A 22,806-nucleotide genomic window follows, 5' to 3' on the forward strand; every position below is an offset into this window, starting at 1 on the left:
TCCTTCAAAATATCATGCTGTAGGGCCAAACACTAGAGTTCCATATTTTTTTGGTTTAGACAAAAATATAATATTTTTAGCTACTTCTTCAAAAGTCTAATTTAGAAATGGCATAAGTGCATATACTAGTTAGAAGCTTTCTGATAGGGGGTGAATCAATGCCATATTTTCAGCCGAATTTTAGAAGAGGACCATATCAGCCAAGCAATAGACAATATTTTGAACCTCCTTTTCGAGGTAGAATGATGCAACCTTCCTACTTTCCAAACCAACAATATCAACCTTCTAGATTAGGAAATTTGCCAAATCATTTAAATACGATTATGGGGCATGCTGGCACGATTACGAATGGAGTATATATGTTAAGGCAGATGGGAGCATTTTTAAGTTTATTTAGATAAAAGGAAGAAACCCTCTTAAGAAAGTTTCCTACTTGAGAGGGTTTCTATTTTGGATGAATGGACTGGGATAAGTTGTTTTTCGATAATGGAGCGGTTTTTTCTATAAATAGTTTATTATGAGAGGACACTAAATCATGGCGATAGGCTGTCCGCTCTAAAAATTCACCTAGCTCAACAGGCAAGGCTCATCGCCCCCATCTCAATAATGTCCTTATTTACAAAACATTAATAGGATTGGACATATAAATTCGACATTTCATATTTTTCCAATTGTTATTTTTTGAGGGCTAATGATGTCCCCTCCAACTGCTAAAAGCATCACTTTAGAATAATATCCGATACCGTATGTATGATAAAAATCTCTGTCAAAATGGTTGGGTTGAATGTCTTGCTCGAACAGGGGGGTGCACACTAGCTTTTCGGTATAAAGTAATTCACCGAGCTGTGATTGACTTTCAATTACAATCCACGTATTCCACTATAATAGGCGCTAAACAAGCCAGCAGGACCTTCACCTATAATCAGTGCATCATCAACATGTTGCATTTTTATTGCCATTTTCTTAATCAATAGTAAAAAAGTAATTGACAAAATCTTATCAGAAAACTAGACTAATTCTAGTGATAATGATTATCATTTTTAACTGTGCCTATCATAGCATGGAATGAAGGAAAAAGAAAGAGAGGGTCCAAATTGCGTTTAGAAGTTGAATCGATTCGTGTTGGCTATGAAAATAAAACGATTGTGCATGGCTTATCGTTACAAATTCCAGATGGCAAAATCACAACGATCATTGGTTCCAATGGCTGTGGGAAATCCACCTTATTAAAGGCCATTACACGTATTTTAAAGCATGAGAGTGGACAGGTCATACTCGATGGTCAAAATATTTCCAAGATGAAAACGAAAGATTTAGCAAAAGAACTGGCCATCTTACCACAAAGTCCAGAAAGTGCACATGGTTTAACAGTGGAAGAGCTTGTATCCTACGGTCGATTTCCCTATCAAAAGGGCTTTGGCAATTTATCACAAAAGGATAAAGATGTTATTGACTGGGCTTTACAGGTGACAAAAACCGAAGACTTCCGCGTGCAATCTGTAGATGCTTTATCAGGTGGACAGCGTCAACGAGTATGGATTGCGATGGCATTAGCTCAAGAAACTGACATCATCTTTTTAGATGAGCCGACAACGTATTTAGATATGGCACATCAATTAGAGGTTTTAGAGCTGCTTTACAGGCTGAATGAAGAACAAGGGCGCACGATTGTCATGGTACTCCATGACCTAAATCAAGCGGCACGTTTCTCTGATTATATTGTGGCACTGTCACAAGGGGAGCTTGTAAAGTTTGGAACAGCTGAGGAAGTTATGGTTCCAGAAGTATTAAAAAAAGTGTTTAATATTGATGCGGTTATTGGTCAAGATCCACGAACAAACAAACCAATGTGCATTACATATAACTTATTACAAACAGTATAAGAGGAGAATGACAATGAAAAAGTGGTTATTACCAATGTTTATGATGCTCGTACTAGTCCTTGCGGCGTGCGGCAATAAAGAAGAGAAAACTGAAAAGGCTGATGAAGGCTCAAAAGAAGCAACTTCAGCAGAAACAATCACATATCAATCTGAGGCAGGTCCTATTGAAGTTCCAGCAAACCCAAAACGTGTAGTCGTGTTATCTTCTTTTGTAGGGGATTTATTACAGCTAGATGTGAATGTTGTTGGTGTGGATGCATGGGCAGCCAAAAATCCAAACTTCGAAGATGCCATTAAAGATGCAGTCGTTATTGAAAACACAGATATTGAAAAAATTCTTGAGTTAGAGCCAGATTTAATCATTGGCTTAAATGGTATTGAAAATGCTGATAAATTATCCGAAATTGCACCTACTGTATTATTTACGTATGGAAAAGTGGATTATTTACAGCAATTTATTGAAATCGGAAAAGTCGTGAACAAAGAAAAAGAAGCAACAGCATGGGTAGAAGATTTTAAAGCACGTGCAGCAGAAGCTGGTAAAAAAATCAAAGAAAAAATTGGTGAAGATGCGACTGTAACAGTGGCAGAAAACTTTAATAAACAATTTTATATTTATGGCGATAACTGGGGTCGTGGAACAGAGATTTTATATCAAGAAATGGGCTTGAAAATGCCTGAGAAAGTAAAAGAAACTGCTTTAGAGCCGGGATATTATGCTATTTCTCAAGAAGTTTTAGGGGACTATGCAGGTGACTATGTGATTTTCAGTATGTTCCAAGACCAAGATAATTCTTTTACAGATGCAACATGGTTTAAAGATTTAAAAGCGGTGAAAAATGGTCACTTATTTGAAGTGAATGCGAATGCCTTTTATTTCAACGACCCGATTACATTAGAACATCAACTGAAGTTCTTTGAAGAGAAATTTTTACAATAATTAGTAGAGAGTAGCGAAGGCAAATGACAAAGTTTCGACAGTTTCCATTTTGGCTTCAGGTATTGCTTGCATTGCTCGTATTAATCGGCACGGCTGGTATCTCGCTGTGCCTAGGTGCAGCGAATACGAGCATTCAGGATGTTTATCAAGCAATTGTCGGACAAAGTGGTGGCAAGCATTACACGATTTTACGTGAAATTCGATTTCCTCGTATCATTGCTGCTATTTTTGTTGGCAGTGCACTGGCAGTGGCGGGGGCGATTATGCAGGGAGTTACACGAAATCCATTAGCTGATCCGGGGCTACTTGGTTTAACAGCAGGGGCAAATGCTGCCCTTGCTTTAACGATGGCATTTATCCCGAAATTCTCCTATTATACATTAATTTTAGCTTGCTTTATTGGAGCTGGCATTGGCATGATGATCGTTTATGGGATTGGTGCTTCTACCAAAAAAGGCTTCTCTGCATTGAGGCTTGTTTTAGCAGGTGCGGCAGTGACTGCTTTATTACAAGCGATCGCTGAAGGAACAGGCATCTTATTTCAAATTTCCAAGGATGTATCGATGTGGACAAGTGGTGGCTTTATTGGCACAACATGGCAGGCCTTATTGATTGTCCCTGTGATTGTCCTTGGGCTATTACTGTCATTTGCTTTTAGTCGTCAATTAACGATTTTAAGCTTAAATGAAGAAGTAGCGGTCGGTGTTGGGCAAAATACAACATTGATTAAAGGAATCATGATGTTTGTTGTTGTCATTCTAGCAGGCTCTGCCGTGGCACTCGTTGGGAATCTAGCATTTGTTGGTTTAATGGTGCCGCATATTGTTCGTGTGTTTGTAGGGACAGACTACCGTTTTGTATTACCGATGAGCGCCATTGTTGGCGGTTGGTTTATGGTCACTGCTGATTTTGCAGGGCGCATGATTAATGCACCATTTGAGACGCCAGTCGTAGCGATTATCTCAATTCTTGGTCTTCCATTCTTCCTATTATTAGTGCGGAAGGGAGGACGACAATTTGTTTAAAGAAGGTCGCAAAAAACAACGAAAATGTTTTTTTACTTGGTTTGTAGTAACACTATTGATTTTTGTTATGGGCATTTCATTAGGACCAGCCTCTATTTCAATAGATCGCATTATCCCAACCTTGCTGGGGGATGGTAGTTTTAAAGAGTCCTTTGTATTGTTATCCGTTCGATTACCAAGAATGTTTGTACTGACAGCGGCAGGAATGGCATTAGCATTAGCGGGAGCTGTCCTGCAGGGTGTTACACGCAATGATTTAGCAGACCCCGGCATGATTGGGATCAGTTCAGGAGCAGGTGTTGGGATTACTGTCTTTTATCTATTAGTAAACGGTGATCTTCCTCACTTTGCTTACGTTTTACCAGTGGTGGGCTTTTGTAGTGCTTTATTGACAGCGCTTTGCATATATTTCTTCTCTTATCAACGTAATAAAGGTGTGCATCCTATTCAATTTATTTTAATAGGGGTAGGTGTAGCCTCTGCTTTATCTGGGGTTATGATGGTATTAATTTCCTCAGCAGAGCGGAGTGATGTGCAATTTATTGCGCAATGGCTAGCAGGCAACGTTTGGGGAACGGATTGGCCATTTTTCTGGGCTTTAGTGCCTTGGCTTGTGCTTGGTATTCCTTATATTTTCTATAAATCCAATGTCTTAAATGTCTTAGCCATGACAGAGCAAACAGCGGTTGGTCTAGGTATGGATATTGGCCGCGAACGATTACGCTTATTAATTGTAGCCGTGGCACTAGCAGCAGCCGCAGTTTCTGTAACAGGCGGTATAGCTTTTATTGGTTTAATGGCCCCGCATATTGCAAAACAGCTAGTCGGTCCACGCTATCAGTTCTTTTTACCATTGACATTGTTTATTGGAGCGAGCTTGCTGATGCTAGCTGATACAATTGGACGTGTTGCGATTGCGACAGCAACCGTTCCTGCTGGAATTGTTGTTGCTTTTATCGGCGCACCATACTTTTTGTATTTATTAAGGAAGAATGTATGAGCCGGTAGATAGAAAGCAGAAAGGTAATAGCAAACAATAGTGAATGCGTAAATAATTGTACTTTTTATCTAAAAAAAATAATGAAATATTTATTTTATGATCTTTGTATTTCAAATTTTTAGGAACCTCATTTGTGGAGGTTCTTTTTTTGTATAATCATGGTAGGAGGTGTAAAAATGATTTTATTAGCACGTCAAACTTCGGAGTTACAGAAAATACTAGAGGTAATTGTAAGGAGACTGCCTAGAACCTACAATCAGTACTTCAATTATTATGAGCATTTACGACGCATCCAGGCAGGTTTCGCTGGCGAACAGCGCGTTGATGAAGAATGGCAGGAATTAGATTTACCATCCCCTCATTATATTCTCCATGATTTTCAAGTGATAAATCACGCCGGTTCTACTCACCAAATGGACACCATTTTTCTCTGTCCTCACTTTTTACTCATCCTAGAAATTAAAAATATCACAGGAATCCTCTCCTATGATGCATCCTTCGCTCAATTTATACGGACAACAGCAGATGGCACTGTGGAAGGAATGTCTGACCCATTTCAGCAACTTGAGCGGCATGTGGCATGGATGAAAAGGCTGATCCAACAAGAACGCCTTAGCTTACCCATTCTACATGCCGTAGTGTTGGCAACGAAGAATGGTATCTTGACAGAAGATTTTAAGGGTCAACCTATATTTCATGTGACGGGATTACGCTCCCAAATGCAAAAATGGTTAGAGCTGCATCCCAGCGTAAAGAAAAGAGAAGATTTGTTTCGATTTGCCAACCTTCTCTTGACTATGCACACAAGGGTTAAAAGAGAGATTAATGTACCTCTCAGGGATATTGTGAAAGGAGTGTTATGTACAAATTGTGTGGATGGTCAGCCATTAAGGTATCACTACAAAAAATGGCTTTGCCCAAGATGTGGATTAGTGGATCGTGATGCTTTGATTAGGACGCTTGAGGACTACCGATTATTAGTTGGCACAAAGCTAACAAATAAAAGCTTTTGCGAGTTCTTTGCCATCGATTCTCCAAACCTGGCATACAAGTTGTTGCAGCAACTACCTCTGAAAGCAGAGGGGATAAAAAGGCATAGAAAGTATTGGATTATGGAGTAGGTGTTTGCAATTTTAGGAGGATAGAGATGGATAGCGCGAGAAGTGGGGGATAGAACGTTAAAAATGGAGGAACCGCATAAGTTGTTGGATAGCGCGTGAGAAGTGAAGGATAGAATTTAAAAAGTAGCGGATAGAGCGCGCAAAGTGAAGGATAGAAGTTTAAAAGTGGAGGAACCGCATAAGTTGTTGGATAGCGTGTGAGAAGTGAAGGATAGAAGTTTAAAAGTAGCGGATAGACCCCGCAAAGTGAAGGATAGAACGTTAAAAGTGGCGGAACCGCACAAGTAATTGCTCATTTACCTGATACTCCAACAGGCACTGCTAGACAAATAAATATTTTAGGTATATAGTTAGCTAGGCTAACTAATAGTAAAGGAAGTGATTTTATGACGGTGGAACAGGAATTCTTTAATCAATACCGTTTAATGTATAGGCCGTTTATCAATCAGTTGAATGTTCAACTTGAAACATATCAATTATATAGCTCGCAATGGGCTGTACTTCGTTTCTTAAATGATAGAGGTCCTCATTCATTTGTAGATATTGCTAATTTCATGTCTATAGAAAAGCCGAGTGTAACGAAGCTTGTCCATAAACTTGTGGAGCTGGGCTATGTAGAAACGGTAGTGGGTAAGGATAAGCGTGAAAAGCTTGTTCACCTATCGACGTATGGAGAAGAGCTTGTGCAGGAGATAAAGTCGCAGCTGAGCCCTTTTTTTGAGCAGGCACTTGCAGGTGTACCCCAGCAAGATATTGAAATTGCGACACAGGTTTTAGCAAGAATTTGTATGAATATTAATCAATAGGAGAGAGCAATGTGGAAGCAACAAGACAGAAACTTTGGACAAAGGATTTTTTAATCGTCTCCCTTATCAATTTTACGATTACCTTAATTTTTTATTTATTAATGGTGACGATTGCAGCCTATGCGGTGGAGCAATTCCATGCCTCAACAAGTACAGCAGGGTTAGTATCAAGTATTTTTATTATCGGTACATTATTTGGGCGCCTTGGTACAGGTCGTATAATTGGTGACTGGGGTAGTAAAAAAACATTGTTTTGCGGATTATTACTATTTATGCTGTCAACAATATCCTATTTTATAGCAGGAAATCTTCCTTTATTAATGCTGAATCGTTTAGTACAAGGAATTGCACTTGGTGTAGCAAGTACAGCAACTGGAACAATTATTGCACAAATATTACCGATTGAACGACGTGGTGAAGGAATTGGCTATTACAGTTTAAGTGCTATTTTAGCCACTGCCATTGGTCCATTTATTGGGATTCTTTTAACACAGTTGTTTGAGGATTATCGTATGATTTTTGCTGTTGACTCAGTTTTAGCGATTATTTGTTTTTTTATGTATTTCATGGTAACAGTGCCGTTCATACCTAAGAAAGCAACAGAAACAACAGTGAAAGCTGGCTTTAAGGTTTCAAACTTTATTGAGATGCGCGCATTACCAATTGCGTTTGTAGCGCTTGTTATTGGTTTTGCCTACTCTGGTGTAATGTCCTTTATGACGTTTTACGCAAAAGAGCTTGATTTGGTGACAGCAGGAAGCTATTTCTTTATTATCTATGCCGTTGTGATTTTGGCGACTCGTCCATTTACAGGTAAATTATTAGATGCTAGAGGAGCAAATATTATTATTTATCCCTGTCTAGTGATTTTTGCGATAGGTATGTATGCCTTTAGTTCAGCGACAACTACAATAGCCTTTTTAATCGCTGCTGCTTGTATTGGTGTTGGCTATGGAAACTTCAATTCTGTAGCACAAGCAATAGCCATTAAGGTAACACCCAATGAACGTTTAGGACTTGCGACATCTACATACTTTATTTTGTATGATTTAGGCTTAGGTGTTGGTCCATATTTCTTAGGGTTCTTTGTTCCTTCAACGGGCTACAGTACAATTTTTTTCGCAATGATATTTGTTATATTATTGTCAATTGTGCTTTATTATTTCTTATATGGAAAATATGAAAAATTGAAACAAGCAAGAATTTCATAGATTAGAATCATTATATTGTAGAAAAAACGTCTTTTTTCTAGTTGTGTATAAAATTCAACTACAAAATGACGTTTTTTTCTTTAAATAAAAATACTTCTTGCAATCAAATATGATAATCATTATCATTCTCAATATAAACTAATTCGGAAGTAGGTATTTTTGCATGAAGAAAACATCGTTATTGTCAGTATTAGTTGCAGGGGGTATTATTATGACCGGCTGTGGCAGTACAGATGAAGCAAAAAAAGAAGAAAAGCCAAAGACAGAACAAGCAGAGACGGCAAAAGAAGAAGTGGATTTATCTGCAGAACTATCAGCCTATCAAAAGTTTGCTTTAGAGCAGATGGATCAATTCCTACTAGAAACTGAAAAATTTGTGAATTTATTTAAAGCGGGTGACATTGAAGGGGCGAAAGCAGTTTATGCACCAGCACGTATGTATTTCGAGCGTTCTGAGCCAATCGCAGAAAGCTTTGGTGACCTTGACCCACGAATCGACGGTCGTTTAGCCGATATTCAAGAAGAAGGTAAAGGTGAGGAAGAATGGACGGGCTATCATAAGCTTGAACATGCACTATGGGTAGAAAATAAAACAGCAGGCTTTGAAGCAATTGCAGATCAATTATTAGCAGATGCAAAGGAATTACATGCATTAGTTCAAACAGTAGAAGTGACACCAGATTTAATGATCACTGGTGCTGTTGATTTATTAAATGAGGTTTCAACATCAAAAATCTCTGGTGAAGAAGAAATCTACTCTCATACTGACCTTTATGACTTTAAGGCTAATATCGAAGGCGCAGAAAAAATCTTTGAAATTCTACGTCCTAAATTAGAGGCGAAAGACAAAGAGCTAGTAGCAACATTAGATGAAAAATTCAAAGCGGTGGATGACTTATTAGCACAGCATGCAACAGCTGATGGTGGCTTTGTTTCCTATGAGGAGTTAACGGAGGAAAATACAAAGGCACTTGCGGCAGCTGTTAATCAACTTGGTGAACCATTAAGTCAAATGGGCATTATTTTGGAGTGATATATAATGACAGCGTCAAACGATGAAAAATGGATCGATAAAAAAATATCTAGACGTGAAATGTTAAAACTTACAGGTATTGGTGTTGCAGGTGCAGCAATCGGTGCCTCTGGCTTAGGTGGTGTTATGAAAGTAATGGGCTATGATGTCTTTGAGCCTGTTGCAGACAGCACTACTGTTAGCAATAAAGTTAAATTCTACGGAAAGCATCAATCGGGCATTACTACGCCTGTTCAAACTAATATTTATTTTGCTTCTTTGGATGTTTTATTTACATCTAAGAAAGACCTTCAAGAGTTGTTCAAACTATGGACACCTCTTGTTGTACGTTTAATGAATGGTGAATTAATGGTTGATTTAACAACGAATACTAGAGTTCCAACAGGCGATACTGGGGAAGCGGATGGCTTAGATGCTTCCAATTTATCCATTACAATCGGTGCAGGTCCCTCTTTGTTTGAGAAGCTTGGTATCCAGCATCTGAAGCCAGCGGAGTTAAAGGATTTACCACATTTCCCGAAAGATCAGCTACAAAAAGAATTTACGGGTGGAGATCTTTGTATTCAAGCCTGTGCAGATGACCCACAGGTGGCATTCCATGCAGTACGTAATTTAGTTCGTGCAGCCTCTGGTAAGGTAGAAATTAAATGGTCTCAAGCAGGCTTTAACTCGTTTCCTGCTGGTGGAGGAACACCACGAAATCTCTTTGCATTTAAGGATGGCACTGTGAATCCAGCGATTACAGATGAGAAAGATCTAAATGAGGTTGTTTGGGTTGATAAAGGCTGGCTACAAGGTGGCTCTTATTTAATTGCACGTAAAGTACAAATGCATCTTGAAACATGGGATCGTACATCTTTAAAGGATCAGGAAGCAACATTTGGGCGCTATCGTGATAGTGGTGCTCCGTTTGGAAAAACAAAGGAATTTGATGATTTCGATGTCGAGGCAAAGGATAGTAAGGGTGAATATATTATGCCAGATACATCGCATGTACATTTGGCACGGAAATCAGGTGCCCGTATTTTACGTCGCTCTTATTCTTATGCATCAGGTGTTATGTCAAATACTGGTGCACATGATGCAGGGCTAATATTCATTTCCTTTCAAAAAGACCCAGCACAATTTACAGCCATTCAAAATAGTTTAGGACGAATGGATAAAATGAATGAATACATTACCCATCGAGGCAGTGCTGTGTTTGCATGCTTCCCTGGTGTACAAAAGGGGAGTTATTTAGGTGAAGCACTTTTTAACGCGCTGTAGTTTGATTATTTGTTTAATCCTGTCATTAGCTGTACCAGTGCAAGCTGCGCAATCCTATAGTCATTTATATATTGCAATTAGTGATGCACTGATGAATACAAAGCAGGATAATGAAACTGAGGCAAAGCAGGCACTTGAACAATTTGCCACAGACTGGGCTGAGGTCACTTCAGAGCAAAAAGAGGCGAAGGTAAAGGTCGATGAGATTCTTTTGCAAGCAACGGAAGCAACTTCAAAAAATGAACGTTTGGAGGCACTTTCTGCACTGTCACATGCACTACGAAACTTAGAAAAACTTGAAAATCCTGTAGACGAAGCGGCACAGCGTGTAGAGTTTGGACAAAAGATGAAGCCAATCATAGCAGACTTTGAAAAAGCTTTAGCCAGTGGGGACGTTCAGGCTATAGATGAAGCCTACAAGGATTTTAATATAAAATGGAATAAAAGTGAGCGACCTGTACGTGAGCAAAGTATTGCAATGTATGGGCAAATTGAAACACAAATGGCATTTCTGCGTATCTCTATTTCTGCTGAAGAGCCTGATATTAATCTAATGCAGTCTCAATTTGCAGATTTAAAGCAAACGATAAATGATTTTGTGGCAGGAAAAGAAACAGCGGAAGTAGTAGAAGGAGAATTTTCTTTGGCTACATTAATTGCTTATATTGATGAAGCTAATGATTTCATTGAAGCTGGGGATTTTAAGGCAGCTTCTGAGAAAATTCGTGAATTTATTACAGTATGGCCAAGTATTGAAATAGAAATCTCAACAAGAAATGGTAGTCTTTATACGAAAATTGAAAGTGATATGCCCATTATTGCGAGTGATTTATTAAAATCCGCTGTTGATAAAGAAGCCATTACAAAAAAGTTAGAAAATTTCCATACCGAAATCGAGCTTATTCAAGGTGATTCGGATTATACAATATGGGATGCAGCACTAATATTACTTCGCGAAGGACTTGAGGCGCTACTGATTATCTTGGCCTTGGTATCATTCCTAGATAAATCAGGACAAAAGAAGATGCGCAAATGGATTTATGTTGGAGCATTTGTTGGTATCCTGTTGTCTGCTGTAGCGGCGATCCTAATGTCAACTATTCTGAACTCAGCAACTATTGATACAAATCGGGAATTAATGGAAGGCTATGTAGGCTTACTTGCTGCGGCTATGATGATTGGTGTCGGAATCTGGTTGCATAGTAAATCAAGTGTTGCAAGCTGGAATCGCTATATTTCTAAACAAATAGGTAGTGCTATTTCCAGTGGCTCTGTCTTTGCCATGGCAACCATTAGCTTCTTATCCGTTTTCCGTGAAGGCGCAGAAACTCTTGTATTTTATGCAGGGATTGCTCCAAAAATGGAAACCTCACAATTTGTGCTAGGAATTGTGGTAGCTCTTCTTATTTTGGCAATCTTTGCTCTTGTATTATTTAAAGCAAGTGGAAAAATTCCGATTCATAAATTCTTCGCCGTGGCAACTGTGTTAATTTATGTATTGGCCTTTAAAATTATTGGTGTTAGTCTGCATACGCTCCAATTAAGAGATACTGTATCAACAACAATTGTAGATGGCTTGCCTGTGGTTAGCATCATAGGATTCTATCCTACGATTGAAACCATGCTTGGACAAGCAATTTTACTGTTACTAGTTGTAGCAACAATTATTTATAAAAAGAAACAAAAATAAATAGTAGGGTAGATGAAGGAATACTCGTTCATCTACCTTTTTCTTATTAATGAAGCCAATGAGTAGGATGTTTTAAGTGAGAAGGCAATTTTGTCTGCTTATCTCCCTGGGCAGAATTAATCTGCATTTGAGTTAAAAACATAGCTGTAGAAAGGTCAGCTCCTCGTAAATTAGCATCTCGTAAATCAGCACCGATAAAATCGACTATTCGTAGATCAGCCTGCTGAAGATTAGCTGCAATTAAGTAAGCTCCTCTTAGATCTATAGCACGTAAATCCTTGCCCTTTAAATTTTTGCCCATCCAATCAACCCCTTGATAGCTATACTTTCGAGACGTTTTTCCACCGGCTGTTTTAATAAAGCGTTGACGAATTTCCGTACTTGTTTCTAGCAATAACATATTAACAGGCATTCTAAAATTAGGAATATCAATTGTTAATAAGGTTGCTGCATCTAATTCCGTAGCAAATTGAAGTTTTTCTAATTGTTCAAGTAACCTATTATATAACTGAGGGTCAACCGTATAGGATAATGCCTCTGCAATATAAGCAATCATCTCAAATAATTGCTCCATAATTGGAAACACTTGAAACATTGTGTCAGCATGTGTAGGATACTGGCGCCAATCCTGTCCACGAAAGGTTGTTTGCGAAACCTTTTGTCCTGCCCCTAAGCAATCAAAAACGGTACATCCCTTCAACCCCTTGTCCCTAAGATTACCATGAATTTGGCAGCTAAAATCAGTTTGTAAGTTTTGACAGGGGATACCAGCAGGTTTATTCATCGCAAAATCGCTGGAAGCAACAATATTTAAAGCTGTGCAGCATAATCCAAAACAATTTTGACAATCGGCCTGAAGATTTTCACGTATCTTTTTTCCAAATGAGTCATCTATTTTTTTTACCTTGGACATCGTTATTTTCCTCACTTATTTATAAACTTATAGATTATTCTACCACTATATTTCTGTCAGCTCTAGGGACAAAGACCTTACAGGAATGTCTGTTTTGTTTTACAAGAGAATTTATAGAAAAGATAGCGGTGACTTAAATTGGATTAACGGTAAAGGAAGTCTTGCAATTGCCTTCATTTAGAGGAGCGGACAGTAAAAATAATCTTCATTGAACAGTCTCTTCTTTTATCAGTATTAGAAGTTTCAGAAGGAGGATTCTTTTCTAAAATTATTCATACGTGCGCGGAGGAGCTTGTGATTAGCTCTTTTTAGGTTCTGTTCGGAATAGTGTTGATGAACAATGTGAAACGATTCAGCACTTACATGATCTTGGGGAATTAGGTCTAATCTTATATTATGTTGGGATTGTTTTACCTGAAATCCCAGAGAAGGTGCTGCATTTAGCAGATGCCCAGGATTTTATCATTATTTGTATGCCTAAAAATGATTATTCTCTTCGTTATAACGAGGAAATCTATGAAGTCATGGAAGCAATCATTCATAATCAGCTAGTGAATGATCATTTTGTAAAGGAAACATTAGAAAAGGTCTCCTTACTACCAGAGCATTTACAGAGTATAGGATACCCTCAAAATGTTATCCTATATGTTTTGTTTCACCGCGCAGCGTTGCAGCCTTTACTTCCATGAGCGCTTTCAATGCTGCTTTTTCTATTTTAAAGCCGCTTTTTTTCTTCTTCCAATGCTTTCCGGTAGAATCATAATACTTATGCCGAAACATCCATATAGTCATAGGTGGCCGTCCCTTCACTTTTTCTTGCAGGCCCTCTATCCTTCCTACAAAAATTGAAATGAATAGAGTATGTCTGTTTTGTTACTTTTCTACGTAATCCAACCTCTCCAATTTCTTTATAGGCACGTACCCAACGCTTTATTTCCGAATGATTTGGTATGTCATGTTTTTTCGCTAACCTGAAGGACCTTTCATATGTTCACACCACATTTATTTTGAATTCTTCACTGTATTTCGCCATATAAAAAACACCCCTAAAGTTAGATTTTTGACTTAGGGGTGCAGGACCGGATGTTTTTTTTAGTTTTCTTCTTTATTTTTTAAATTTTAAATGAACGTTTTCATATGGTAAATGGGTCTAATTATTGTAAAACAAATACTTTTCGATAGGAGAATTGAGTTAACAATGAAAAAAACTATTAAAAAAACTTGGATGATTGCTTCAGCACTTACTATAGGAATGGCTGTTCTAACGCCACTTCAAGCAGGAGCTGCATCAGCAGAAAAAACAATTGAAGCATCAGTTCAAAAGGAACAACAAATTAAAGGGACTATTAAAGATATCTTTCCCTATTATGGAATGAACCTTAAAGGACAAGATGGTAAAAATTATTTTATTAGTTTCAGTAATTTTTCTACTGAACAACTAGAAAAAATGAGCTTAGTAGAAGGACAAGAAATCTCTGTAGAAGGCAATGTTGTAGAAAATCATAATGACTTCAATACATTTGAAGCTTATAAAAAAGACCTACCTAAAGAGGTAACAAAAGAAGATTTAACAACATTAGAAAAGTTGTTTAATGAAATGAAGAAGATAGAAAAAGAAACAAATGAAGGTGATTATTCAGTTGAAGAGATAGAAAAGAAACTCGAGAAATGGGATAAAATTTATGACGAAATGTATAAAATTAAAAAGCCATATTTATTGGCTAATTGGCAGCCACAATCATTTGATGAATTTATAGAAGAAGAATACGGATTTAATGAAAGTAACATAGTAATTAAAGAAAACGATAAAAAACAGCTTAAAGCTATTTATGAAGAATGGGTAAAGCTTGAAAAAAGCGGTGATGAAGAAAAAGCTAACGAAAAATATGAAGAGTTTGATAAAATCCTTAAACCATATTTGGATGAGCTATATCCACCACAAACTTTTGAAGAAACTTTAGATGGCCTAGAATCAGAAATTCCTGCTGAAACTTTAGCAAAACTAAAAACAATCTTTAATAATGCTCGAGAAGCAGATAAAGATGGAAATAAAGAATTGTCTGATAAGCTATGGAATGAATTCGATGAAATCCTTGGTCAATTCTATAATCCCCCAACATTTGAAGAATATATGGCTGACTTTAATTTCGAGGTTAGTGAAACAGATAGCAAGCAATTAAAACAGCTTTATGAAGAAGCCAGAGCACTTAATAAAAAAGAGGAGCTTGATAAAGAAGAAGGCAAATGGGAAGAATTTCACAAAATTTTAGAACCATATTTTACAGCAAATAAAAAAATTCTAATCTCAGCTTCTAAAGTAACGATAAACGGCCAAGAATATCTACCTCAATAGGTAATGGAATTTGGGGTTGTTCCAAAAGTCATTGAAAATGATTTAGGGATATTCCTTTCTTATCTCCGCACAATATACCCTCTTTTACTTGGCCATTTGTACTTCTTTTTAACAACAGTTTTATTAACATCTGGGAAGGTTTATCTAAGATAAACCTTCCCTTTAAGGAAAATCAGCTATAACTAATTCCAATTGTATGGTTAATATATACAGGGATCCATAATTTTGTTCTTGTTAAACGTATGTCGTGTTTTAGCTTGATTGTAGGGGCTGGACGACTATTTTGGGTGCAGTTCAAAGCGTTAAAGATGAGACCCCTGAAGCGCTAGCGAACGCCCTTAGGTAAGCGCCTCGGAATTAACCATAAATTGTGGTGAGGAGTCTTAAATTTTGAATATAAAGGAATGGCTATTAGGGAAGTGGTGCAATGCTTTTTAATTCCTTTGAATTTATTTTCTTGTTTTTACCTATAACATTTATTGTCTATTTTTTATTAAACCGTTTCAGGAACCAGCAAATTGCAATTTATTGGTTGGTACTGAGCTCTTTGCTTTTTTACGGCTATTTTAAGTTAACCTATTTAATAATCATCACGATCTCAATAGTTGTGAACTTTGCTTTAAGTCGGGTGATTAATAATACCAATAGTCGTTCGAGAAAAACGTATATGATTATTGGCGTCATCTTCAATATTATCATTCTCGGTTACTATAAATATACCGATTTCTTTATTGATAATATTAATAGTTTATTTGGTACAAATTTTACATTGTTGCACTTATTGCTACCATTAGGACTTAGTTTTATTACATTCCAACAGATTGCTTTTATTGTTGATAGTTATCGTGATGGAACAGCTCATTATAAATTTAGTCATTATGCGCTGTTCATTTTGTTTTTCCCACAGTTAATTGCAGGACCAATTGTTCAGCATGATGAAATGCTTCCGCAGTATGATAAGAAGGGAAATCGTAAAATTATTCATGAATATGTTGCACGAGGTTTATTTATTTTTGCAATTGGTTTAGTCAAGAAGGTTGTTATTGCTGATACGGTTGGCGTATGGGCGAATGAAGGCTTTGCCAATTATAGTAACTTAAGTTTTATAGAAGCTTGGATTACCTCATTATCGTATACAGTGCAACTTTATTATGATTTTAGTGGATATTCTGATATGGCGATCGGTTTAGCATTATTATTTAATATTAAACTGCCAGTAAATTTCTACTCTCCTTATAAAGCACGTAATATTCAGGAGTTTTGGAAAAAGTGGCATATGACGTTGAACCGGTTTTTAACTACATATGTATATTTTCCATTAGGTGGTAGTCATAAAGGGGCTTTTAGAACCTATATAAATATATTAATTATTTTCTTCATCAGTGGATTTTGGCATGGTGCAGGATGGAATTTTATTTTATGGGGACTTCTTCATGGCTTTGCGTCTGTTGTTGTGAGACTTTTTAGTAGAACAGGTATTAAGCTTCCATATTTATTTTCGTGGTTTATGACTTTCCAATTTGTTAATATCACTTGGGTATATTTCCGTGCAACAAGTATTGAGCAAGCGAATACTATTATAGCCAAAATGTTTACGCCAAACATGACAGCTATATCTAATTTCTTTACGGAGCCGTACACTAATTTTGTTCAAATGGAAGCCTTTAATATTTTGGGACTATCATTCAGTAATCCAATAGTGATTGTTGTAGGACTCTTAATTACACTTGTTATTGCATTTACGGCATTAAATTCTATTCAATTAATGGATAAGATGAAATTTAATTGGGGAGCAATCGTTTATACGCAATTTATGATTGCACTAGTACTAGTATCGATTTACTATATGCAAAAAAATAGTATATTTTTATATTTTAATTTCTAAATATAGGTGTGAATGAACTTGGATCCTAAAAAATGGTTAATAAAATTATTTGCCGCATCTTTCATAGTAACAGGATTACCTGTTTACGGAATTATGGGTTTTAATTATTATATTGACCCTCTTTGGAATTACACACATGCGAATGACTTTAACGACTATCAGCTTGGCTTTGATGAAAGACAATTAAAAACTAATTATATGAATAGCCATGATTTTAACTATGATAGTTTGTTAATTGGAACGAGCAGGATTACGTATCTTGATGAGAGGGCTTTTACAAAAGAAAAAGTTTATAATTATTCAATGAGCGGTCTGCATATTAAAGAATATTTACCTTACATGAAATATGCTGAAAAGAAAAACAGAAAGCCGTTTAAGAGAATTTTTATTGAGTTATATTTTGATTCAGCGAATGCTGGAAAACCTAATAAATCGAATCCGCCGCAAACTTATATCGAGACGGCGGAGGCACCTTTTTATGCAATAAAGTCCTTATTTTCAGCAAGCACGATGCATTATGCTCTTTTTAATTATGATATTTCAAAAGCAAATCATTACGATGGTGCTCGCAGTTACACACGTAATAATATTGCACAAACTACGTATTCAAATGATGATATGGAGCAGGGGTGGCAAAAATTCCAGAAGAATTTTAAAGCAGAGACAGCCAAACCTTTTATGTACGATATCGACTATCGAAAAAGGCTTCAAGCTATAAAAGATGCATTCCCAAATACAGAACTAGTGGTCTTTACAGAAGTAATGCCTGCGAAACGGCTTCAGACAATTTTGCATAATGAAAATCGTTTCGAGGCTTATAGTAGATGGATGAATGATATGGTAGATGTGTTTGGTACCGTGTACAGCTTCCATGGTGTGAATGAAGTAACGACGAATGTGAACAACTTTTTCGACTGGTTGCATTACTATTCAAACGTTGGGGATTTAATCATTAAAGCTTTAGAGAACAGGGAAGAACGATCAACTATTATGCAGATTGTAGATCAAGGGAATCTTGATGAGTACCTTAAAAATGTCGTGGTAGATATAAAGTGAAACTTAAATCAGTGGAGATTTTCTTCATCCCCACTGATTATTAGCTTTCACCAATCGGACGTTTACGGGCAGTTAATCTCCCAACTAAGAGGGAAGTAATTAACTGGAAAAAGGGCTAAAGGTTAAGCTCTAGTAGATTTTTCTGTTGCTAGTAAGTTATCTGCAGGATCAAAACAATTATTTATGGATAGCTTGCTGATCTTTATTTTCATACGAAAATAATAAATATGATGATGTAAATTACTTCTTTAATGAAAATGCTTTGAAGAATTTAGCTTAACATGACGTGGTTAAAAGTGGAATTTTTTAATTCTGTTTTTTTACTTAAGAAAAATAGGAGTTTAACAAATGCGTAGTTACTTATTTTACTTTTTATTACTACTAATAATTTTTATATCAATGGTGGATACTTGGGGCGAAGGCAATAAAACTATTATGTATGGAATTGCAGTTATTAGTATTGTTAGTTTAATAATTATAAAATCAACAGAAAAAAATAAAAAATAAAGATTTCAAACATACAGATTTTGGTAAAAATAATAGAAATATCTACTATTATTGAGCAGGCTATCGATAAAATGAAAACTTCATCTCAAGGTGCAACTTGTCTTAGTTGGAGGAGGCAGTGTAATTGTGCCGAATACTATTCGTGGAGTTTCCAATATTGTTAAAACAGGCGATTTTAGCAGGCGCACTTTCAGAAACAATTCAATTAGTGGAAGTGGAAGAAACACCACTTGGTTATCATCCTGAAAATGCGACTAGATTAAAGGTTGAGGTAGTGGGAAAAATGAAATAAAGCAAAGGGAAGGATCTTTGATAAATAGATTCTTCCCTTTGCTTTTTAGTGCTTGCAATTCAAAAAGTCATAGTGTAATATTTGACTAGTACACTATGACGCGAGGTGTTTACGTTGAAAAGTTTCGTTGGGCAATTTAAAAAAGAATGGGTGCTCTTTCGTGCATGGTTATATGTGGGAATCTTTTTAGGAATCTTAATATCCATAGTTATTCCTTATTTAATAGAACGATATGGTGATGGATTTTCAGAGGAAAATCAACTTCAATTTGCTTTTACATTTTTAGTCCTTGCTTTAGGAGGTTTTTATTCTGTATTGCAATTTGTGGCTAGCTTACGATTGGATTTAAGAAGTAAAGAAATATGGCTACACTCAACAAGCTCCATTCGGCAGCTTATAGGTGTAAAAATTGTTTTTTCCTTAACAGGATACACAATGTTTAATATTCTTTTTACAGGTATTGCAATCTATTCATTAAGAGCTGCCTTTATAGCCAGCTTTGGACAGGTATTGCTATTGCTAGTATTCGTGGTAGCCATTATTGCATTGTTTCAATTAATGATATTTGTAAGTATTCTTTTATTTTTAGCATTTTATCTGCAAATGAAGTACTTCATCGGTCGTTTTGCTATCGTCCTTATGATGGGAGCCTTTTTTGGATGCATCTATCTATGGTTTAGATTTACTGAAAGTATAATATACGTTAAAATTTTCCAACATATGGGTGTCTCGTTAAGCTGGCTTGAACAGTATTTGCCAAAATTCAAATTGCCTTCAATGGGTATTAGACTTGGCACATTGTATGTAGTGGAGGAACTAGCCCTTACCATTTTGTTCGCATTGCTATTTATCATTGCTACAAAGTGGCTGGAAAAGGTGGTTTTACGATGACACTTGATTTTTCACGTGATAAACCAATCTATAGCCAGCTTGTTGATCGCATTTGTGGAGATGTTTTAAAAGGGAAGTTAGCGCTTGGGGACCGACTTCCTTCTGTTCGAGAGTATGCAGTAGAGACTGGGGTTAATGTCAATACAGTGCAACGTGTATATAAGGAGTTAGAGGCAATGAATATAACGGAAACTAAAAGAGGGCAGGGTACATTTATCACAACGAATGAAGAGCGAATTATTCTGTTGAGAGAAGCTATGAAAAATCAATTAGCAGATAATTTTTTATCCTCTATTGAAGCACTTGGGTTTTCGAAGGAAGAGATGCTAATTGTTTTGCAAAATAAATCGTGAGGTGAGATAAATGCTACAACTTTCAAATGTTTCTTTTCGTTATATGAAAAAAACAATACTGCAAGATGTGTCTTATTCTTTACCAATTGGACAGATTATTGGCCTAGTTGGAGAAAATGGTAGTGGAAAGTCAACACTTTTAAAGGTATTAGCTGGCTTGTTACTTCCATCATGCGGTGAGGTTTTACTGAATGGTAACCCAGTTACACGTAGAAGTGCCAATCAGATTGCCTACTTACCAGATACGGATTTATTTTACGATTTTTATACTGGAGAGCAGCTATTTCAGTACTATGCCTCTCAATTCGAGGATTTCTCATATGATAAGGCCTGTATCGTTGCAGAGTTTTTGCAGGTTGATAAAAAAATGAGATTAAGGCAGCTATCAAAAGGAAACCGTGGTCGTATGAAGATGGCTGCAACACTTGGGCGAGAGGTCCCGTTTTATTTAATGGATGAGCCGTTTGCTGGGCTTGATCCAATTGTTCGTGAGCAACTCATTAAAGGACTCATTCAATTTACCGATATGGAACATCAAACAATTCTTTTATCCACCCATGAGCTATATGAGGTAGAGCCGATTTTAGATCAAATCATTTTATTACAAAATGGCTCGATTATTGCACATGAGGAACTTGAAAGGATTCGAGATCTGACGAATACGGATGCTGTGCAATGGATGAAGGCCTACTATAAGAAAGGATGAAACCAATGACAACACAACCAATTGTTCAATTGCAAAATTTATCAAAAATCATTCGTGGTAAACAATTAATTTCGCAATTGAATATCGATTTATATCCAGGGCAAATTACTGGATTTTTAGGACCAAATGGTGCAGGAAAAACGACGACTATTCGTATGATGACAGGGCTTATGCATCCGACGGAAGGGAAAGTAATCATTGATGGACTTTCACTTCAGGAGAATTATGAGGAGGCAATTAGTAAGGTTGGCGTAATTGTAGAGAACCCTGAAATGTATAAATTTATGACAGGCTATAAAAACTTATTGCATTTTGCAAGAATGCATAAAAATGTAACAAAGGATCGTATTCAAGAGGTAGTGAACCAAGTGGGTCTTGAGAAACGTATTCATGAGAAAGTTTCTACATATTCCCTTGGGATGCGTCAACGTTTAGGATTAGCACAGGCATTGCTTCATCGGCCTAAGTTTTTAATTTTAGATGAGCCAACAAATGGTCTTGATCCAGCAGGTATTCGTGAATTTCGTATGTATCTACGGAAAATAGCGACTGAGGATGGCGTCTCTGTTTTTGTTTCTAGTCACCTATTATCTGAAATTGAATTAATGTGTGATCGGGTGGCTGTCATTCAAAGTGGTAAATTAATTGATATTCGTGATATTCATAGTGATAATTCTTCATTTTATTATATTGAGGCTACTCCTAACGAACAAGCTGTATCGCTTCTTCAAAAGCTTGATATCAATTTTGTTTCAGAAAATAGCGGCTACGTGGTTGAAATACAAAAAGAAGATATTCCATCCTTCATTACAAATTTTGTTAATGAAGGAATTCAATTATTCGCTGTTCAACCACATCAAAAAACGTTAGAGGACCAATTCTTAGAAATGACAGGAGGTGGCCAAATTGCTGAAGCTAATTCAAAATGAATGGATGAAATTGTGGTATAAAAAAGGGACTTGGGCAATGGTCGCATTAATAATCCTCTTTATTATTGGACCTGGTATTATGTTGAAATACTATGATACAAAAAATTCAGAGGATATTTCATGGAAAGAAACTGAACAACAGGCCATTAACAACTATAAAGAAATGTTGGCAGGAGACGATCTTACTCCGGCAGATAAAACGCATTTCGAAGAGCAAATTGCGATATCTGAGTATCGTTTAGCGCATGATGTACCATCTCAAAATGAGGGAAGTCTTGCGAGCTTTATGTCATTTACAAGTAATATGCTCACGTTAGTAACATTATTTACAGTGATTACAGCAGCGAGTATTGTATCAAGTGAATTCTCAACAGGTACTATTAAAATGCTGTTAACACGCCCAATGTCGCGGGCAAAAATATTAACCTCCAAATTAATTACAACTTTTATATTTGGTTTGTTTTTATTTGTGGTTAATGTCGTAGTAAGTGTCATAGTAGGATTCCTACTATTCGGCAATGGTACAGGAGTCGAGTTAGAGATGGTTAATGGCAAAATAGCCGAAAAAGCGGTATGGGGTGACTTGGGTTATCATTACTTACTATCTGGCGGTGACTTTGTGATGTCAACGTTATTTGCCTTTTTAGTAGGTTCAGTGTTCCGCTCAAGTTCTTTAGCGATTGGTTTAACGATGTTCTTGTCGTTTACAGGTGGAATGATTGTAATGTTCTTAAGTCGGTATGAAATTGTCAAATATATTTGGCTAACACATTCTAATTTAACGCAATATGAATCAGGAAATCCAGTGACAGAAGGTATCACAATGCCATTCTCACTTACTGTCCTGGCGATTTATGCTGTTATTTTCCTTGTAATCAGCTATACGTCCTTTATGAAACGTGATGTGACAGCATAAATAAAACACGGTATGATGTTCATTTTCATA

Annotated in this window: 24 protein-coding genes and 1 pseudogene; 22 read left to right on the plus strand and 3 right to left on the minus strand. The window is 36.6% G+C overall.

All coding sequences use genetic code 11. The features are described 5' to 3' along the window. Positions 1 to 158: 158 nt before the first annotated feature. Positions 159 to 401 (plus strand): hypothetical protein, encoded by a 243-nt coding sequence (locus AC2CGN_RS05870; protein ID WP_429981372.1) that lies wholly within the window; start codon positions 159 to 161, stop codon positions 399 to 401. 44 nt (positions 402 to 445) lie between these two features. On the opposite strand, the gene AC2CGN_RS05875 is transcribed toward AC2CGN_RS05870, so the two are convergent. Next, a complete protein-coding gene (locus tag AC2CGN_RS05875; RefSeq protein WP_484512664.1) occupies positions 446 to 583 on the minus strand; it encodes a hypothetical protein in 138 nt (45 codons plus the stop codon). Positions 584 to 1,094: 511 nt separating this feature from the next. Between AC2CGN_RS05875 and AC2CGN_RS05880 the strand changes: the two genes are divergently transcribed. From AC2CGN_RS05880 to AC2CGN_RS05925, 10 genes are all read left to right on the plus strand, one after another. Further along, a complete protein-coding gene (locus AC2CGN_RS05880) occupies positions 1,095 to 1,883 on the plus strand; it encodes an ABC transporter ATP-binding protein (protein ID WP_286926460.1) in 789 nt (262 codons plus the stop codon). Between the two features lie 13 nt (positions 1,884 to 1,896). Then, positions 1,897 to 2,823: an iron-hydroxamate ABC transporter substrate-binding protein gene (locus AC2CGN_RS05885; protein ID WP_484512666.1), complete on the plus strand. Its 927-nt coding sequence runs from the start codon at positions 1,897 to 1,899 to the stop codon at positions 2,821 to 2,823. 23 nt (positions 2,824 to 2,846) lie between these two features. Further along, complete coding sequence (locus AC2CGN_RS05890; RefSeq protein WP_484512668.1) at positions 2,847 to 3,848, plus strand: FecCD family ABC transporter permease; 1,002 nt, start codon at positions 2,847 to 2,849, stop codon at positions 3,846 to 3,848. Then, entirely contained in the window at positions 3,841 to 4,848 is a 1,008-nt protein-coding gene (locus AC2CGN_RS05895) for a FecCD family ABC transporter permease (protein WP_484512670.1), read from the plus strand. Before AC2CGN_RS05890 ends, AC2CGN_RS05895 begins: the two co-directional genes overlap by 8 nt. 176 nt (positions 4,849 to 5,024) lie before the next feature. Continuing rightward, entirely contained in the window at positions 5,025 to 5,969 is a 945-nt protein-coding gene (locus AC2CGN_RS05900; RefSeq protein ID WP_429981377.1) for a nuclease-related domain-containing protein, read from the plus strand. Positions 5,970 to 6,355: 386 nt separating this feature from the next. Next, on the plus strand, positions 6,356 to 6,775 hold the full coding sequence (locus tag AC2CGN_RS05905; protein WP_286926454.1) for a MarR family winged helix-turn-helix transcriptional regulator: 420 nt from the start codon (positions 6,356 to 6,358) through the stop codon (positions 6,773 to 6,775). 11 nt (positions 6,776 to 6,786) lie between these two features. Continuing rightward, on the plus strand, positions 6,787 to 7,986 hold the full coding sequence (locus AC2CGN_RS05910) for an MFS transporter (RefSeq protein ID WP_484512672.1): 1,200 nt from the start codon (positions 6,787 to 6,789) through the stop codon (positions 7,984 to 7,986). A 163-nt stretch (positions 7,987 to 8,149) separates the two neighbouring features. Beyond that, a complete protein-coding gene (gene efeO / locus AC2CGN_RS05915; RefSeq protein WP_484512674.1) occupies positions 8,150 to 9,019 on the plus strand; it encodes an iron uptake system protein EfeO in 870 nt (289 codons plus the stop codon). A 6-nt stretch (positions 9,020 to 9,025) separates the two neighbouring features. After that, complete coding sequence (gene efeB / locus AC2CGN_RS05920; RefSeq protein ID WP_283871964.1) at positions 9,026 to 10,285, plus strand: iron uptake transporter deferrochelatase/peroxidase subunit; 1,260 nt, start codon at positions 9,026 to 9,028, stop codon at positions 10,283 to 10,285. Beyond that, entirely contained in the window at positions 10,260 to 11,975 is a 1,716-nt protein-coding gene (locus AC2CGN_RS05925; protein ID WP_484512677.1) for an FTR1 family iron permease, read from the plus strand. The genes efeB and AC2CGN_RS05925 overlap by 26 nt, the downstream gene beginning before the upstream one ends. A gap of 46 nt (positions 11,976 to 12,021) precedes the next feature. On the opposite strand, the gene AC2CGN_RS05930 is transcribed toward AC2CGN_RS05925, so the two are convergent. After that, positions 12,022 to 12,888: a pentapeptide repeat-containing protein gene (locus AC2CGN_RS05930; RefSeq protein WP_429981381.1), complete on the minus strand. Its 867-nt coding sequence runs from the start codon at positions 12,886 to 12,888 to the stop codon at positions 12,022 to 12,024. 350 nt (positions 12,889 to 13,238) lie between these two features. Between AC2CGN_RS05930 and AC2CGN_RS05935 the strand changes: the two genes are divergently transcribed. Continuing rightward, the gene (locus AC2CGN_RS05935; protein WP_429983965.1) at positions 13,239 to 13,577 is read left to right on the plus strand and encodes a hypothetical protein; all 339 of its coding nucleotides are present in this window, start codon (positions 13,239 to 13,241) and stop codon (positions 13,575 to 13,577) included. On the opposite strand, the gene AC2CGN_RS05940 is transcribed toward AC2CGN_RS05935, so the two are convergent. Beyond that, complete coding sequence (locus AC2CGN_RS05940) at positions 13,525 to 13,680, minus strand: Arm DNA-binding domain-containing protein (protein ID WP_484512679.1); 156 nt, start codon at positions 13,678 to 13,680, stop codon at positions 13,525 to 13,527. The two genes, AC2CGN_RS05935 and AC2CGN_RS05940, sit on opposite strands and share 53 nt — an antisense overlap. A 406-nt stretch (positions 13,681 to 14,086) precedes the next feature. On the opposite strand from AC2CGN_RS05940, the gene AC2CGN_RS05945 reads away from it, so the two are divergent. From AC2CGN_RS05945 to AC2CGN_RS05990, 10 genes and pseudogenes are all read left to right on the plus strand, one after another. Then, entirely contained in the window at positions 14,087 to 15,241 is a 1,155-nt protein-coding gene (locus AC2CGN_RS05945) for a hypothetical protein (RefSeq protein ID WP_484512681.1), read from the plus strand. Positions 15,242 to 15,668: 427 nt separating this feature from the next. Then, on the plus strand, positions 15,669 to 17,126 hold the full coding sequence (locus AC2CGN_RS05950) for an MBOAT family O-acyltransferase (protein ID WP_484512683.1): 1,458 nt from the start codon (positions 15,669 to 15,671) through the stop codon (positions 17,124 to 17,126). A gap of 18 nt (positions 17,127 to 17,144) precedes the next feature. After that, the gene (locus AC2CGN_RS05955) at positions 17,145 to 18,182 is read left to right on the plus strand and encodes a hypothetical protein (protein ID WP_429981383.1); all 1,038 of its coding nucleotides are present in this window, start codon (positions 17,145 to 17,147) and stop codon (positions 18,180 to 18,182) included. Positions 18,183 to 18,530: 348 nt separating this feature from the next. Then, positions 18,531 to 18,689 (plus strand): hypothetical protein, encoded by a 159-nt coding sequence (locus AC2CGN_RS05960; protein ID WP_429985065.1) that lies wholly within the window; start codon positions 18,531 to 18,533, stop codon positions 18,687 to 18,689. Positions 18,690 to 18,724: 35 nt separating this feature from the next. Then, a pseudogene (locus AC2CGN_RS05965) lies at positions 18,725 to 18,981 on the plus strand (hydantoinase/oxoprolinase family protein); the annotation flags it as partial. A gap of 105 nt (positions 18,982 to 19,086) precedes the next feature. Next, on the plus strand, positions 19,087 to 19,872 hold the full coding sequence (locus AC2CGN_RS05970) for a hypothetical protein (RefSeq protein ID WP_484512685.1): 786 nt from the start codon (positions 19,087 to 19,089) through the stop codon (positions 19,870 to 19,872). Continuing rightward, the gene (locus AC2CGN_RS05975) at positions 19,869 to 20,225 is read left to right on the plus strand and encodes a GntR family transcriptional regulator (protein ID WP_484512687.1); all 357 of its coding nucleotides are present in this window, start codon (positions 19,869 to 19,871) and stop codon (positions 20,223 to 20,225) included. The genes AC2CGN_RS05970 and AC2CGN_RS05975 overlap by 4 nt, the downstream gene beginning before the upstream one ends. A 10-nt stretch (positions 20,226 to 20,235) precedes the next feature. Further along, the gene (locus tag AC2CGN_RS05980) at positions 20,236 to 20,931 is read left to right on the plus strand and encodes an ATP-binding cassette domain-containing protein (protein WP_484512689.1); all 696 of its coding nucleotides are present in this window, start codon (positions 20,236 to 20,238) and stop codon (positions 20,929 to 20,931) included. Positions 20,932 to 20,936: 5 nt separating this feature from the next. Next, positions 20,937 to 21,860 carry an ABC transporter ATP-binding protein gene (locus AC2CGN_RS05985; protein ID WP_286926434.1) on the plus strand — a complete coding sequence of 308 codons (924 nt, stop codon included), beginning with the start codon at positions 20,937 to 20,939 and terminating at the stop codon, positions 21,858 to 21,860. Beyond that, positions 21,829 to 22,776 (plus strand): ABC transporter permease, encoded by a 948-nt coding sequence (locus tag AC2CGN_RS05990; protein ID WP_484512691.1) that lies wholly within the window; start codon positions 21,829 to 21,831, stop codon positions 22,774 to 22,776. Before AC2CGN_RS05985 ends, AC2CGN_RS05990 begins: the two co-directional genes overlap by 32 nt. The last annotated feature ends 30 nt before the right edge of the window (positions 22,777 to 22,806 follow it).

This window comes from Lysinibacillus sp. DFXJR4, assembly GCF_057196045.1.

Excerpts from the sequence above, each read along its gene's own strand:
- AC2CGN_RS05870 (WP_429981372.1), top strand. The coding sequence starts at position 159 with ATGCCATATTTTCAGCCGAATTTTAGAAGAGGACCATATCAGCCAAGC.
- AC2CGN_RS05885 (WP_484512666.1), top strand. The coding sequence starts at position 1,897 with ATGAAAAAGTGGTTATTACCAATGTTTATGATGCTCGTACTAGTCCTT.
- AC2CGN_RS05890 (WP_484512668.1), top strand. The coding sequence starts at position 2,847 with ATGACAAAGTTTCGACAGTTTCCATTTTGGCTTCAGGTATTGCTTGCA.
- AC2CGN_RS05900 (WP_429981377.1), top strand. The coding sequence starts at position 5,025 with ATGATTTTATTAGCACGTCAAACTTCGGAGTTACAGAAAATACTAGAG.
- AC2CGN_RS05905 (WP_286926454.1), top strand. The coding sequence starts at position 6,356 with ATGACGGTGGAACAGGAATTCTTTAATCAATACCGTTTAATGTATAGG.
- efeO (WP_484512674.1), top strand. The coding sequence starts at position 8,150 with ATGAAGAAAACATCGTTATTGTCAGTATTAGTTGCAGGGGGTATTATT.
- efeB (WP_283871964.1), top strand. The coding sequence starts at position 9,026 with ATGACAGCGTCAAACGATGAAAAATGGATCGATAAAAAAATATCTAGA.
- AC2CGN_RS05930 (WP_429981381.1), bottom strand. The coding sequence starts at position 12,888 with ATGTCCAAGGTAAAAAAAATAGATGACTCATTTGGAAAAAAGATACGT.
- AC2CGN_RS05940 (WP_484512679.1), bottom strand. The coding sequence starts at position 13,680 with ATGACTATATGGATGTTTCGGCATAAGTATTATGATTCTACCGGAAAG.
- AC2CGN_RS05945 (WP_484512681.1), top strand. The coding sequence starts at position 14,087 with ATGAAAAAAACTATTAAAAAAACTTGGATGATTGCTTCAGCACTTACT.
- AC2CGN_RS05950 (WP_484512683.1), top strand. The coding sequence starts at position 15,669 with ATGCTTTTTAATTCCTTTGAATTTATTTTCTTGTTTTTACCTATAACA.
- AC2CGN_RS05960 (WP_429985065.1), top strand. The coding sequence starts at position 18,531 with ATGCGTAGTTACTTATTTTACTTTTTATTACTACTAATAATTTTTATA.
- AC2CGN_RS05975 (WP_484512687.1), top strand. The coding sequence starts at position 19,869 with ATGACACTTGATTTTTCACGTGATAAACCAATCTATAGCCAGCTTGTT.
- AC2CGN_RS05980 (WP_484512689.1), top strand. The coding sequence starts at position 20,236 with ATGCTACAACTTTCAAATGTTTCTTTTCGTTATATGAAAAAAACAATA.
- AC2CGN_RS05985 (WP_286926434.1), top strand. The coding sequence starts at position 20,937 with ATGACAACACAACCAATTGTTCAATTGCAAAATTTATCAAAAATCATT.